12 protein-coding genes are annotated in these 12,659 nt (G+C 69.0%); 4 read left to right on the plus strand and 8 right to left on the minus strand.

Translation table 11 applies throughout. The features are described 5' to 3' along the window. The first annotated feature begins 60 nt into the window (after window positions 1-60). Complete coding sequence (locus tag ACIA5H_RS05960; protein WP_379250837.1) at window positions 61-1,329, plus strand: YhgE/Pip domain-containing protein; 1,269 nt, start codon at window positions 61-63, stop codon at window positions 1,327-1,329. 30 nt (window positions 1,330-1,359) lie between these two features. Here the strand turns inward: ACIA5H_RS05960 and ACIA5H_RS05965 are convergent, their stop codons facing one another. The 3 genes from ACIA5H_RS05965 to ACIA5H_RS05975 all read right to left on the minus strand — a co-directional run bounded on the left by ACIA5H_RS05965 (window position 1,360) and on the right by ACIA5H_RS05975 (window position 4,340). Next, window positions 1,360-1,749: a sterol carrier family protein gene (locus ACIA5H_RS05965; protein ID WP_355076959.1), complete on the minus strand. Its 390-nt coding sequence runs from the start codon at window positions 1,747-1,749 to the stop codon at window positions 1,360-1,362. A 138-nt stretch (window positions 1,750-1,887) separates the two neighbouring features. After that, the gene (locus ACIA5H_RS05970; RefSeq protein ID WP_379250417.1) at window positions 1,888-2,592 is read right to left on the minus strand and encodes a CPBP family intramembrane glutamic endopeptidase; all 705 of its coding nucleotides are present in this window, start codon (window positions 2,590-2,592) and stop codon (window positions 1,888-1,890) included. A 14-nt stretch (window positions 2,593-2,606) separates the two neighbouring features. Continuing rightward, window positions 2,607-4,340 (minus strand): alpha/beta hydrolase, encoded by a 1,734-nt coding sequence (locus ACIA5H_RS05975; RefSeq protein WP_397074227.1) that lies wholly within the window; start codon window positions 4,338-4,340, stop codon window positions 2,607-2,609. 185 nt (window positions 4,341-4,525) lie between these two features. On the opposite strand from ACIA5H_RS05975, the gene ACIA5H_RS05980 reads away from it, so the two are divergent. Then, complete coding sequence (locus ACIA5H_RS05980) at window positions 4,526-4,816, plus strand: YiaA/YiaB family inner membrane protein (protein ID WP_355076953.1); 291 nt, start codon at window positions 4,526-4,528, stop codon at window positions 4,814-4,816. A 61-nt stretch (window positions 4,817-4,877) separates the two neighbouring features. Here the strand turns inward: ACIA5H_RS05980 and purL are convergent, their stop codons facing one another. Further along, the gene (gene purL, locus ACIA5H_RS05985) at window positions 4,878-7,172 is read right to left on the minus strand and encodes a phosphoribosylformylglycinamidine synthase subunit PurL (protein ID WP_397074229.1); all 2,295 of its coding nucleotides are present in this window, start codon (window positions 7,170-7,172) and stop codon (window positions 4,878-4,880) included. Window positions 7,173-7,342: 170 nt separating this feature from the next. On the opposite strand from purL, the gene ACIA5H_RS05990 reads away from it, so the two are divergent. Further along, on the plus strand, window positions 7,343-8,656 hold the full coding sequence (locus tag ACIA5H_RS05990; RefSeq protein WP_397074231.1) for a glycosyltransferase 87 family protein: 1,314 nt from the start codon (window positions 7,343-7,345) through the stop codon (window positions 8,654-8,656). Here ACIA5H_RS05990 and ACIA5H_RS05995 read toward each other — a convergent pair. Next, window positions 8,605-9,903, minus strand: a complete 1,299-nt coding sequence (locus tag ACIA5H_RS05995; RefSeq protein ID WP_397074233.1) for a M18 family aminopeptidase — start codon at window positions 9,901-9,903, stop codon at window positions 8,605-8,607. The two genes, ACIA5H_RS05990 and ACIA5H_RS05995, sit on opposite strands and share 52 nt — an antisense overlap. Window positions 9,904-10,131: 228 nt before the next feature. Further along, window positions 10,132-10,563 (minus strand): MarR family winged helix-turn-helix transcriptional regulator, encoded by a 432-nt coding sequence (locus ACIA5H_RS06000; RefSeq protein WP_379250407.1) that lies wholly within the window; start codon window positions 10,561-10,563, stop codon window positions 10,132-10,134. Between the two features lie 49 nt (window positions 10,564-10,612). Between ACIA5H_RS06000 and ACIA5H_RS06005 the strand changes: the two genes are divergently transcribed. Continuing rightward, complete coding sequence (locus ACIA5H_RS06005) at window positions 10,613-11,689, plus strand: substrate-binding domain-containing protein (protein WP_397074236.1); 1,077 nt, start codon at window positions 10,613-10,615, stop codon at window positions 11,687-11,689. Window positions 11,690-11,707: 18 nt separating this feature from the next. On the opposite strand, the gene purQ is transcribed toward ACIA5H_RS06005, so the two are convergent. Next, window positions 11,708-12,385 carry a phosphoribosylformylglycinamidine synthase subunit PurQ gene (purQ, locus tag ACIA5H_RS06010; protein ID WP_397074238.1) on the minus strand — a complete coding sequence of 226 codons (678 nt, stop codon included), beginning with the start codon at window positions 12,383-12,385 and terminating at the stop codon, window positions 11,708-11,710. Further along, complete coding sequence (gene purS, locus ACIA5H_RS06015; protein WP_195078153.1) at window positions 12,382-12,618, minus strand: phosphoribosylformylglycinamidine synthase subunit PurS; 237 nt, start codon at window positions 12,616-12,618, stop codon at window positions 12,382-12,384. Before purS ends, purQ begins: the two co-directional genes overlap by 4 nt. Window positions 12,619-12,659 lie beyond the last annotated feature (41 nt).

Here is a 12,659-nt window from a genome sequence, read left to right on the forward strand (position 1 = left end):
ACCGTGACGACTACGGACGACGCGGGCGCGACGGGGCCGGTGCGCAGGCCATGGCCTCGGATGGTGCTGTTTCCCGTCGCGGTGTTGAGCCTGCTCACCGCGCTGCTTGGCATCATGTACCTCGACTATGTCGTCGACCCGGAGCAGAACCTGCACGACTTCCCGATCGCGCTGGTGAACCAGGATGTCGGCGACACCATCGGCAGCGGGAGCGCTGAGCAGAAGGTCAATTTCGGCGATCAGATCACCAAGGCGCTGGCCGCCGGAGTGCCGTCGGACAAGGTCGACCTGCGCGTGCTCAGCATCAACGAGTCCGAGCGGCAGATGCAGTCCGGACAGGTCTACGGCGCGATCGTCATCCCGGGCGATTTCAGCAAGCAGCTCGGCAATCTGGGTGTGGGCAGTGTCATACCCGGTGACATCCCGCGCCCGATCATCACGGTGCAGACCAACCCGCGCGCGGGCGCGTTCGGCACGCAGATCGTGCTGCGGGTCGGCAACGAGGCGCTGACCGAGGTGAACAAGCAGGTCGGCAAGCAGTTGCTCGACCAGGTGAACGCGCAGCTGGCTCCGCGTCCGGGCGGTCCGCCCGCGCCCGAACTGACCGGCGCGACCAGGGTGGCGCTGGCGTCGCCGATCGAGGTGGTGCATCAGCAGTACCACCCGCTGCCGCACGGTAGCGGCCAGGGCCTGACCGCGTTCTTCTACTCCCTGTTGCTGCTGCTGGCCGGCGTGGTCGGCGCGATGGTCATCCACACCATGATCGATGCGCAGCTCGGATTCGTGCCCACCGAGTACGGCCCGTGGTACGTGCACTACCCGCCCACGCCGATCTCGCGGTTCAGGACGCTGCTGATCAAGTGGGGCGTGTTCGTGCTGGCGGCGAACATCGTCGCCGGGGTTTTCCTCATCGTGGGCGAACTGCTGGACATGCCGATCGGCAATCCGCTGGCCCTGTACCTCTACAGCGCGCTCGCCATGATCGCCGTCGGCGTGACCGGGCTGTCCATGTTGGCGGCGATCGGCTCGGCGGGCCTGCTGGTGAACCTCATCCTGTTCGTCATCCTCGGCTTGCCGTCCTCGGGCGGCACCGTGCCGATCGAGGCGACGCCGCGATATTTCGGCTGGCTCGCCTCCTTCGAACCCATGCACCAGGTGTTCCTCGGTGTGCGGTCGATCCTGTACTTCGACGCCGATTTCGAGGCCGGGCTCACGCGCGGTGTATGGATGGCGGTCCTCGGGCTCGCGATCGGGCTGATCTTCGGCGCGTCGGTCACCCGCTTCTACGACCGCAAGGGGCTGGAGCGCCGCAATATCGTCCGGGCGTGAACTGTCCGCGCCGAAACGATCGGCTCGGTCTCAGTCGACTCGGACGATCGGCAGCCAGTGCGTGATCTCGGCCGCGCGGGTGCCGGATGCGCTCACCGCGCCGGAGTCGAGCGCGTCGTCGAACTCGAGCAGTCCGGTGGCCAGTAGCAGCCAGGTACGCGGGTCGGTCTCCACGACGTTCGGCGGTGTACCCCGGGTGTGCCGCGGGCCCTCGACGCACTGCACCGCGACGAACGGCGGCACCCGGACCTCGACCGAGTGCCCGGGCGCGGAGGCCGCCAGCGAGCGCGCCGTGGTACGCACAGCCGCCGCGAGTTCGGCGCGCGCGGGCGCGTCGACCGACTCGTCACGCAACCATTCGCTCACCACCGCTACCGCTGCCCGCGTCTGCGCGGGGTCGACCGTGCCTCGTCCTGCCACCTGCCCGACCCTACTTCGCGCTCCGTTCGCCTCGCGCACGTGATCGACCTCAGCCGTGCTTCGGCGAGGGCGGTCGACACGACGGTGTCGGCGCGGCTTCGGAACGGCGGCGGCGCGGTGCCCGGCGTCGGCCGCCCGTCAACGGGCTCGCGGTATATCCGAAGCCGGAGTTGCGAATTCATCCACAGTCGTCCCGAGGTCCGAACGTGCCACCCGCATCGCACGCGCGGAACCGGGGAAGTGGCGGGCCAGGCGCGGAGCGATCGCTCCGCCCGCGTTCATGGCGAGATGCAGCAGCGCGGGGGCGGCGGTGCCCGCGGTGCGGCGGCGCAGCAAACCGAACACGAGTCCGCCCGCCGTAGTCACCGCCACGGTGGCGGGAACACTGTCGCCCACGGCCCGCGCGGGAGTGATGTGCCAGAGTCCGAAGGTCGTCGCGCCGACCAATGCACCGGCTCGCGGACCGAAAAGGCGGTCCAGCATGGGATCCAGCGTGCCGCGGAAGACGAGTTCCTCGCTGTAGACAGTCCCGAGGGGAATGTGCACAGCCACCCACTCCTGCGTCGACACAGCGGGCCCCCGTTCAGCGAGTTCGGCCAGTTGCCATCGCAGCGACGGAACGGCAAGGGCCGCTGCGTAACCAACCACGACGACCGAGGCGGCGAGCAGCCCGCAGCGCACGCCGCTCTTCGACCACCGGCCAGGTTCGGCGCGCAGCGCGACTGCGTAGGCGGTGGCGAAACCGGCATTGGCGGCGGTTCGTCCGCGGATGCCGAGACGGAGGCGGGGCAGGACCGCGTTGCTCCAGAACAACGGAACGGCAACGGCCGCAATGGTTCGCACGGCCCGTTCCCGGCTCACTTGATCTTCCGCTCGAATTCCTCCGCGGCCTCGACTTCGACCCGGATCCGTTCGGAACGCTCGGCGGTCCAGTCCGGTGGCGCGGCGATGGCGGCCCAGCCGTCCAGGACCAGGCTGCCGTAGCGGTGTCCGTGCCCGTCGGTGACGCCCTGCGCGTTGGTCAGATCGGCGGCCACCTGCCAGAAGGTGACGAACGGCCACCAGCGCATCTGGGAGGAGACGTCCGAACCGCGCGGCTCCGACAGCCAATCCGGCCGCGAGAAGATCAGATCCGGCGACCACCAGACGATGGGATCGGACGCGTGCTGCAGATACGCGATGCGCGGCGGCCGCCATTCCGACGACGGGCGCGCCAGGTCACCGCTGTCGGAGGCGAACCGGACCACCAGCCCGTCGGCGTACAGCGGCTCCACCTCACGGGAGCCCGGATCGCGGCGGGCGACGAACTGCTGCCACAGCCGGTTGGAATTGGGCGGGCCGACCCACAGCGCGCCGTCGACCTTGGCGCGCAGATCGGCCAGACCGTCGAACGCCGCCTCGGAACCCTGCGAACCGAGACTCTCCCCGTACACCAGCAATTTGGGTCGTGCCTGCGGCGGGCGTGCGGTCCAATGCTGGTACACCGCGTCGAACAGATCCCTGCCCGCCGCGGCGGCCTTGCTCCGGTCGGCCAGGAAGGACAGCACGCTGGGCAGATACGAGTACTGGGTGGCGACGATCGCGGTGTCGCCGTCGTACATGTACTCGAGCGCGGACGCGGCCAGCGAGTTCACCCATCCGGTCCCCGTGGTGGTGACCACCACGAGCGCCTTCCGGTCGAACGCACCGGTTCGCTCGAGCTCGGACACCGCCAGCTCGGCCGGTTCCTGGTTCCCGTCGACCGACTCCAGACCGACGTAGGCCCGGATGGGCTCCCTGGCCGGGCGGCCGGTGAGCGAGGTGATGTGGCTCGCGGTGGGTCCGTGCGAGACGAACCAGCGCCCCTCGAATCCGAGGGTCTCCCATTTGGCCAGCGAGGTGGGGCTGCCGGAGCGCTCCGGTTGCTGCGGCTGCACCGCGTTCGCTGAGGTGTGGTCGTTGCGCACGCTGAACGCGGAGTTGGCCACCGCGAAGAACGCTTGCGTGGCGACACCGTTGAAGATCGTCACCGCCAGCACCACCAGCACCAGGAATCCGGCGGCCGGAGCGAGTTCGCGGGGCACCTTCACCCACCGGTTGAGCAGGCGGGCCAGGAACAGGATGAACTCGCGCACGGTCCGGTAGACCGCGACCGCCGCGGCGCCGACCGCCATGCTCAGCAGTCCGGTGCGCAGATAGGCGGGCGTGGTGGTGCCCGCCATGCCCATCAACGCCGTGATCTCCCGCTGCCAGCGCGCCGACTGCACCAGCATCAGCGCGGCGCTCAGCGCCGCGGTGAGCAGCACTGCGGACTTGACGGCGTAACGCGCCCACGTCGGCGGCGGCGCGATCTTCAGCCGCGGCCGCACCCACAGCCGGAACAGCCACTCCAGCAAACAGCCGGCGCCGTATCCGATGGCGGCATTGATCCCGCTGATCAGCCCCTGGAACAGCCAGTCGCGCGGCAGCAGCGACGGCGTCACCGACAGCGCGAAGAACACCGTCGCCACCACCAAGCCGACGTAATTGAGATCGATGACGTCCTCGACGCGCCGGATCACCGCGACCGCGCGCGTGCGCAGTTTCCGCATGGTCCCGGCGGTCTCCAGCATTCGATCAGTATGGCGGTCGCCACCGACGGCCCGGCGCGTCGCCCACCGTGACGCGGGCGCGCACGACGCGGATCACACCCTGCGCGACCCCGTGATCGGACGCCTTCGCGCGGATGGCAACTACCCATTTCGCTCGAGTAGTTGTACACGGGTGCGCGGGTCGCGCCATCCGGAAACTTTGGTCCATGAGCACAACGACCGCGGCGCAGAAAGCCAGCGCCGCTTACGTCGCACAGGCCGCGATCGCCTTCGGCATCAGTTTCGTCGGCATCGGCATCGGGATCTACGCGCTGCCGCTGGACGTCTGGCAGCGCGGATTCCTCGGTATGTCCGTGTTTTTCCTGGTGACCAGCACCTTCACGCTGGCGAAAGTGGTGCGCGACCAGCACGAGGCGGCGACCGTTCACGGTCGCATCGATCAGGCGCGGATGGAGAAGCTGCTCTCCGAGCACGATCCGTTCAATTCCGTCGCCTGAGTACGCGCACCTGGGCGGGCCCGGCAACGAGGGGTTCAGGCCCGCCCAGGTGGGCGTCTCGTCAGACGGTTCCGGCGCCGAACAGCTTCGGCAGCGTGCCCTCGTGCGCGGTCCGCAACTCGTCCATGGTGATCGAGAACTGGCCCTGCACCTCGACCGAATCCGAGCCCTGGTCGACCACGCCGATGCGCACCCACGGCAGTTCGCGCGCGGTGCACATGCGGGTGAACCTGGTCTCCTCCGAGCGGGGAACGGCGACCAGCACACGGCCCGCCGACTCGGAGAACAGCGTGACGAACGGATCCGCGTCCTCGGGAAGCAGGATGCGGCAACCGGTCTCACCGGCGAGCGCCGCTTCGACGACAGCTTGAGCGAGACCGCCCTCGGAAAGGTCGTGCGCGGCGCTGATCATGCCGTCGCGCGAACCGGCGGTCAGCACCTCGGCGAGCAGCTGCTCGCGGGCGAAGTCGACCTTCGGCGGGACGCCGCCGAGATGGTCGTGGGCCACCTGCGACCAGATCGACCCGCCGAACTCGTCGCGGGTCTCGCCGAGCAGGATCAGCGTCTCGCCCGGCTCCAGGCCGATCCCGGTCGGGATGCGGCGGTGCACGTCGTCGATCACGCCGAGCACGCCGACCACCGGGGTCGGCAGGATCGCCGTCTGGCCGGTCTGGTTGTAGAAGCTGACGTTGCCGCCGGTGACCGGGATGCCGAGCGCCACGCAACCATCGGCCAGGCCGCGCACCGCCTGCTGGAACTGCCACATCACGCCGGGATCCTCGGGCGAACCGAAGTTCAGGCAGTTGGTGACCGCCTTCGGCGTGGCACCGGTGCTGGCCACGTTGCGGTAGGCCTCGGCCAGCGCCAGCTGCGCACCGGCATAGGGGTCCAGCTTGGTGTAGCGGCCGGACGCGTCGGTGGCCAGCGCGATGCCGCGGCCGGTCTCCTCATCGATCCGGATGACGCCCGCGTCGGCCTGATCGGCCAGCACGGTGTTACCGCGCACGTAGCGGTCGTACTGCTCGGTGATCCACTTGCGGCTGCACAGCTGCGGGCTGGAGATCATCCGCAGCAGCGTCGCGCGCAGTTCGTCGGCGGTTTTCGGACGGGCGAGCCGGTCCGGGGCGTCGGCGATCAGCGCGTCCTGCTCGTCGGGGCGCGAGACCGGGCGCTCGTACACCGGACCCTCGTGCGCGACGGTGCGCGGCGGCACGTCGACCACCGTCTCGCCGTGCCAGGTGACCACCAGCCGGTCACCGTCGGTGACCTCGCCGATCACCGTGGCCAGCACGTCCCACTTGCGGCACACGGCCATGAAAGCGTCCACGTTCTCGGGAGTGACGACCGCGCACATGCGCTCCTGCGATTCGCTGGAGAGCACTTCGGCGGGCGTCATACCGGTCGCGCGCAGCGGCACCTTGTCCAGCTCGATGTGCATGCCGCCGTCACCGGCCGCCGCGAGTTCGGATGTGGCACAAGACAATCCGGCGCCGCCGAGGTCCTGGATGCCCACCACCAGCTTCGCCGCGTACAGCTCGAGACAGCACTCGATGAGCACCTTCTCGGTGAACGGGTCGCCCACCTGCACCGACGGCAGCTTCTTGCGGCCGGAGCCGGATTCGTCGCCGGAGAAGGTGTCCGAGGCCAGCACCGAGACGCCGCCGATGCCGTCCAGGCCGGTGCGCGCGCCGAACAGCACGATCTTGTTGCCGGTGCCGGAGGCGAAGGCCAAGTGCAGGTCCTCGACTCGCATCACGCCGGCGCACAGCGCGTTCACCAGCGGGTTGCCCTGATAGGAGGCGTCGAACACGGTCTCGCCGCCGACGTTCGGCAGGCCGAGCGAGTTGCCGTAGCCGCCGACGCCGCGCACCACGCCGTCCACTACGCGACGGGTGTCGGCCGCGTCCGCCGCGCCGAAGCGCAGCTGGTCCATCACCGCGATCGGGCGCGCGCCCATCGCCATGATGTCGCGCACGATGCCGCCGACGCCGGTGGCCGCGCCCTGGTACGGCTCCACGTAGGAGGGGTGATTGTGGCTCTCCACCTTGAAGGTGACCGCCCAGCCGTCACCCACGTCGACGACGCCCGCGTTCTCGCCGATGCCCGCGAGCATGGATTCGCGCATCTCGTCGGTGGTGGTCTGGCCGAAGTAGCGCAGGTGCACCTTGGAGGACTTGTAGGAGCAGTGTTCGCTCCACATCACCGAGTACATCGCCAGCTCGGCGTCGGTCGGCCTGCGACCGAGGATCTCCTTGATGCGGGCGTACTCGTCGTCTTTGAGGCCGAGTTCTTTGTAGGGTTGCGCCACGTCGGGGTTTGCTGCGGCTGCGCTGACGGTGTCGACCTGCGGAGTCACGGAGTACCAGGGTCCTTTCGGCCGGGCATGGGGGTCGGCAAGCCGGCGGAGCCGGCGGGGTGGGCGAGCTCAGCGAAGCGACGAGCGTTGTCACTGGGCGGCGGCGAGATGCCTAGGTGTAAGTCTAGAGGCACTGGGTACCGACCATGCGCACCGGCTACTCTGGGCCCGTGAACGAAGGATCGGGGGTCGCGAATCCGGGTGAGAGATCGGTCACCTCGGATGCCGCGCCGACCGGCAGCGGCGGATCGGGGACCGCATCCGGTCAGGCGTCGCCGAACCCACTGACCCCGCAAGTACGCTGGCTGATTGCTGCGATCGCGTTGTTCGCGGTGTCGGCGATAGTCTCGCTGCTCGCGCACTGGTGGCACGGCTACATCGACCTCCAGGTGTATCGCAACGGCGCCCGGGTCTGGCTGGACAACGGCGACCTGTACGGCCCGATGCCGCCGGTCGAGGGAATCGGACTGCCGTTCACCTATCCACCCTTGGCCGCGTTGTTCTTCGCGCCGCTGGCCCTGATGCCGCTGGTCGCCGCCGAGGTGCTGGTGGTCGTCACGAATGTAGTCAGCCTTGGCATCTCGCTGTGGCTGGTGCTGACCCGCCTGCGGCCCGAGCTGTCGCGCCCGATCCTGCTCACGCTGGTCATCGGCGCGGTCGCGGTGGCGCAGTTCTTCGAACCCATCCGCCAGACCTTCGGCTTCGGCCAGATCAACCTGGTGCTGATGGCCGCGATCACACTGGACTGCCTGGCGCGCAAGCCTTTCTGGCCGCGCGGCATGCTGATCGGCATCGCGGTGTCGGTGAAGCTGATCCCCGCCGGTTATCTGCTGTACTTCGTGCTGCGCAAGGACTGGAAAGCCGCGGGCACGCTGGTGGTCTCCGCGATCGCGGCCGTGGGTCTCGGATTCCTGCTGTTCCCTAGCGATTCCGTGGACTATTGGTTTCACACCCTCGCCGACACCGGCCGGATCGGACCTCCTTACTTCGCGGGCAACCAGTCCATCAAAGGCATGGCCTTCCGCCTCGGCATCGGCGACACGGCGGCCACACTGGTGTGGATCACCTTGTCGGTGCTGGCGGTCGCGCTGGCCGCGGTGTGGATGCGCAGGCTGATCGAGGCGGGCGCCACCGTGGCGGCGCTGCTGGTGAACGCCGCGGCGGTGCTGCTGGTCTCGCCGGTGTCGTGGTCGCATCACTGGGTGTGGATCGCGCCCGCACTGGTCGTCGCCGCCGACTTCATGGTGCGCGGTGCGCGCAGCCCGCGGGCGATCGGCGTGGTCACGGTCGTCGCCGCGCTGTTCCTGGTCGGCCCGCACTGGCTGCTGCCGCACTCGCGCGACCGCGAGCTGGACTGGGCCTGGTGGCAGCAGATCATCGGAAGCAATTACGTGCTCGCCACTTTCGCCGTGTTCGTCGTCGCGGTATTCACCTATCGCCCGGTGGTCTCGGGCGTGAGGAAGGCGGCCAGCGCGGCGGTGTAGGCCGGAACGTCGAACGCGCCCATCAGCTCGCGCGCCGAATGCATCGCCAGCTGCGGCGCACCGACGTCGACGGTCGACATGCCGGTACGCGCCGCGGTCATCGGCCCGATGGTGGAGCCACAGGGCAGGTCGGCGCGATGGACGTAACGCTGCAACGGGACCGCGGCCTGCGCGCAGGCCAGCGCGAACGCGCCCGCGCCGGTGGAGTCCGTGGCATAGCGCAGATTCTGGTTGACCTTCAGCACCGGCCCGCCGTTCACCTCGATCCGGTGCGCGGGCTCGTGCCGCTCCGGATAGTTCGGATGCGTCGCGTGCGCCATGTCGCCGGACGCGCACACCGAACCGGCCAGTGCGGCCAGATATTCGGCGCGGCCGCCGCCGCGCGCGAGCACGATCCGCTCCAGCACCGCGGGCAGCAGATCGGACTGCGCGCCGCGGTCGGACTGACTGCCGACCTCCTCGTGGTCGAACATGGCCAGCACCGGGACGACCGTGCCCGGCTCCTCGATCGCGGCCAGGAACGCCTGCAAGCCCGCGAAGCAGGTGCCCTGGTTGTCCAGTCGCGGCGCGCTGACCAAGTCCTGGTCCCGCCCGATCAGCCTGCTCGGCGTCAGGTCGTGGGTCATCAGCTCCCAGCCGAGCACGTCGCCCGGATCGACCTCGGCCCAGTCGGCCACGAAATCGATGAAGGCGGCCGCCTCGTACCCCGCGCCCCACACCGCGTTGACGTGCCGCTGCGGATCCAGCGTCACACCCCTGCGGTCCTCGGACAGATGGATGGCAAGCTGCGGCACCCGCAGGATCGGCTCATCGATGCGAACCAGACGCTCGCGCACCGAGTTTCCGTCCCGCACGCTCAGCCGACCGGAAACACCCAACTCCCGGTCGAGCCACGAGTTCAGCCACGCACCGCCGTAGGGCTCCAGCCCGACCAGCTGCCAGCCCGCCGAGGTCAGGTCGGGATGCTGCTTGACGCGCAGGTTGGGACTGTCGGTGTGCGCTCCGACCACGCGGAACCCCGTCGGGGCCTCGGTGTCCCCCGCCGCCCAGGCGACCAGCGACCCACCGCGAATCACGTAATGCCTGCCCGGGCTCTCCGCAGACCAGGTCTGCGACTCCGCGAGCCGGGTGAACCCGCGCGCGTCCAATTCCGCGGCGACCGTGCGGCAGACGTGGAACGGCGACGGGGACGCATCGATGAACGCGCACAGCCCGGCGGCCGTGGCTGCGGTGGTGGAGACGGGCATGCCTGCGATCCTAGGCAAGCGGGGCGCGACCGGCGTGTCCCGGTCGCTGGGCACGCGTGGCGAATACCGTCCGAAACGGTGCGGACTATGCCGTTATAGCCGCACCGAGATCAGCTCGAGGCGCCCGTCGATTCATCCCACAACATAAGGGCAATAATGGTCCGGCGACCGATCACGAATCGGACGTACGCGGCATTCATCGGACGAATGTCCGGTACGCCGGAGTATTTACTCCGAGGCGATGGAAACCAGGTCGAGCAATCGCATGAGTTCGGTATATCGGCGTGCGCCGATTCGGCCGCGCAACTCCTGCTCGGCGCGCGCCTCCTCCGCGCGCACCTCGCCGACCAAGTCGGCGCCGAGCCTGCTCAGGCCGATCAGGATGCGGCGCCGATCGTCCTGCGCGGCGAGCCGGAAGATCAGGCCGCGCTCGGCCAGATAGTCGGCATGCCTGGTGGCAGAGGACGGCGCGAGCTGCGATTTGGCCGCCAGCTCGGTCATCGTGATACCCGCGTCGCCGCACAGATTCGACAGCATCGACCACTGATCCGGCGAGAGCTGCCTGGCGCACAGCGCCGCGTCCAAATTCCGTACCCAACCGCGCTCCGCGGCACGCAGCGCGCCATGCAGCGTCGAATTTCCGCTTACAATGGACGTCATTATTTCCCGCCTGCCGTGAATTCCGTTCGAACGAGAAGAAGAGTACCGAATGTCGACGCCGATCGAGAGCCCCGACGGCACGATCGAGGTCCTGAACATAGTGCCACGGCAGGGACCTGGGGGTATCGTCGCGCCGTCCTGCGATGCGGCGATATCGCTCGCGGTCGACGAAATCAACCGAGGCGCGGGAATTCTAGGGCGGGAAATTCGTACTACGAATATCGACGGGGGACGGTCGCCGCACGAGGTGGCCGCCGAGGTCTCCGCCCTGCTGGCCACCGGCATGGTGCACGCCATCACCGGCTGGCACACCTCCGCGGTGCGGCGGGCCGTGGCGCGAGCCGGTGCGGGCCGGGTGCCGTACCTGTACGCCACCAGCCACGAGGGACTGACCGACGAGCTACCCGGCGTGCTGATGCTCGGCGAGCACCCGGCCGGACAGACCGTGGCCGCCGTGCACTGGCTCGAACGCGAGTACGGCGTGCGGCGCTGGGCCGTCATCGGCAACGACTACATCTGGCCGCGCCGGTCCGCCAAGGTGATTCGGGAAAGCCTGTCCGACCCGGCCGCGATCGTGCTGGAAAGGTATGTGCCACTGGGATACGCGGATTTCGCGGACTTCCTCGCCCATCCGGCGCTGGACTTGGCCGACGCCGTGGTGATCCTGATGGTCGGCGCCGATGTCGCCCGCTTCAACCGGCAGTACGCGGCCAGTGGCCGCGCCGCGACGCAATTGCGGGTGAGTCCGGCCGCCGACGAAAACGTGCTGTTGGCAGCGGGTGCGGAGGCGAACCACGACTTCTTCGTGGCGTCCAGCTTCTTCCTCGACGACCGTATGTCCGACGGACGCGACCGGATGACCCGCTATCGCGCGCGGCACGGCGCGTTCGCTCCCGCGCTGACCAGTTTCAGCAACGCCACCTACGAAGCCGTCCACACGCTGGGCGCGCTCGCGCGGACGGTCGGATCACTGGAGGTGCCGGAGATCCTCGACGCCCTCGACCACGGCCTGCACCTCGAAACCCCTTCCGGAATCAGGGGTTTCCGAGGCAATCAGGCGATTCAGCACGGCTACATCGCCCGCGCGAACGGCGTCGACTTCGAGATCGTCGACCGGATCAGCTGACCCGACGCCGCGGGACGATCACACCCCGACCAGCGTGTCCAGCACCGAGAGGAACAGGCCGAGCCCGTCGTCGCTGGGGCCGGTCAGCGGCTCGGTGGCGTGTTCGGGATGCGGCATCAGGCCGACGACGCGACCGTTGGCCGAGGCGATACCCGCGATACCACGCTGCGAGCCGTTCGGGTTGTCGCTCGCGTAGCGGAAGACCACGCGGCCCTCGCCTTCGAGCTGGTCCAGCACGGCCTCCGACGCCTGGTAGCGCCCCTCCCCGGACTTGAGCGGGACGAGGATCTGCGCGCCCGTCTCGAAGCGGGAGGTCCACGCGGTCGACGCCGACTCCACGGCGAGCCACTCGTCGCGGCAGATGAAGTGCAGCCCCTCGTTGCGGGTCAGCGCGCCGGGCAGCAGGCCGGCCTCGCACAGCACCTGGAAGCCGTTGCAGATGCCGAGCACCGGCAGCCCGGAGCCCGCCGCTCGCACGACCTCGCCCATCACCGGGGCGAAACGGGCGATGGCGCCCGCACGCAGGTAGTCGCCGTAGGAGAAGCCGCCGGGCACGATCACCGCGTCGACGCCCTTCAGGTCGGCGTCGGCATGCCACAGGTCGACCGCCTCGGCGCCGGCCAGACGCACCGCCCTGGCCGCGTCGATGTCGTCGAGCGTGCCGGGGAACGTGATGACCCCGATGCGCGCGGTCATGAGACGCGAACCACCTTCCACTCCTCGATCACCGTGTTGCACAACAGCGATTCGGCGATCTGCTCGAGCGCCGCGTCGTCGACGCTGTCGTCGACGTCGAGTTCGAATCGCTTGCCCTGCCGCACGTCCGAGATGCCCTCGAATCCCAGACGCGGGAGTGCGCCGACGATGGCCTGCCCCTGCGGATCCAGGATCTCGGCCTTCGGCATCACCTCGACCACGACTCGTGCCACGCGTTGCTCCTCATGTGGTTGGGGGGTTACCTCAGCAGCGT

Source organism: Nocardia sp. NPDC051900 (assembly GCF_044452545.1).
Taxonomy (GTDB): domain Bacteria; phylum Actinomycetota; class Actinomycetes; order Mycobacteriales; family Mycobacteriaceae; genus Nocardia; species Nocardia sichangensis.

Coding starts and splice junctions, on each gene's coding strand:
- ACIA5H_RS06000 (WP_379250407.1), bottom strand. CDS start 10,563: ATGACGTCCATTGTAAGCGGAAATTCGACGCTGCATGGCGCGCTGCGT.
- purQ (WP_397074238.1), bottom strand. CDS start 12,385: ATGACCGCGCGCATCGGGGTCATCACGTTCCCCGGCACGCTCGACGAC.
- ACIA5H_RS06005 (WP_397074236.1), top strand. CDS start 10,613: ATGTCGACGCCGATCGAGAGCCCCGACGGCACGATCGAGGTCCTGAAC.
- ACIA5H_RS05975 (WP_397074227.1), bottom strand. CDS start 4,340: ATGCTGGAGACCGCCGGGACCATGCGGAAACTGCGCACGCGCGCGGTC.
- ACIA5H_RS05980 (WP_355076953.1), top strand. CDS start 4,526: ATGAGCACAACGACCGCGGCGCAGAAAGCCAGCGCCGCTTACGTCGCA.
- ACIA5H_RS05995 (WP_397074233.1), bottom strand. CDS start 9,903: ATGCCCGTCTCCACCACCGCAGCCACGGCCGCCGGGCTGTGCGCGTTC.
- ACIA5H_RS05960 (WP_379250837.1), top strand. CDS start 61: ATGGTGCTGTTTCCCGTCGCGGTGTTGAGCCTGCTCACCGCGCTGCTT.